This is a genomic window from Paenibacillus sp. 05T425 (assembly GCF_056396205.1).
The window spans coordinates 1-403 of the sequence record NZ_JBFTLA010000145.1 but is presented as its reverse complement, the minus strand read 5'-3'; the positions used below and the strand labels follow the sequence as shown (position 1 = coordinate 403).

At 52.6% G+C, this 403-nt stretch carries 1 rRNA gene; it reads left to right on the top strand.

Going from position 1 to position 403, the window contains the following annotated elements:
* A 23S ribosomal RNA gene (locus AC1DF0_RS32505) occupies window positions 1–403 on the top strand; the annotation flags it as partial.

Here is a 403-nt window from a genome sequence, read left to right as displayed (position 1 = left end):
GTGAATACATAGCTTAGTAAGAGGCATACCGGGGGAACTGAAACATCTAAGTACCCCGAGGAAGAGAAAACAAARGTGATTCCGTCAGTAGCGGCGAGCGAACGCGGATTAGCCCAAACCAAGGAGCTTGCTCCTTGGGGTTGTAGGACGTCTCACATGGAGTTACAAAGGTGTTTGGTAGGCGAAGAGGTCTGGAAAGGCCCGCWAGAMRAGGTAAAAGCCCTGTAGCCAAAATCAAWYACCCTCCGAGACGGATCCTGAGTACGGCGGGACACGTGAAACCCCGTCGGAATCCGGCAGGACCATCTGCCAAGGCTAAATACTCCCTGGTGACCGATAGTGAAGCAGTACCGTGAGGGAAAGGTGAAAAGCACCGCGGAAGCGGAGTGAAAAAGAACCTGAA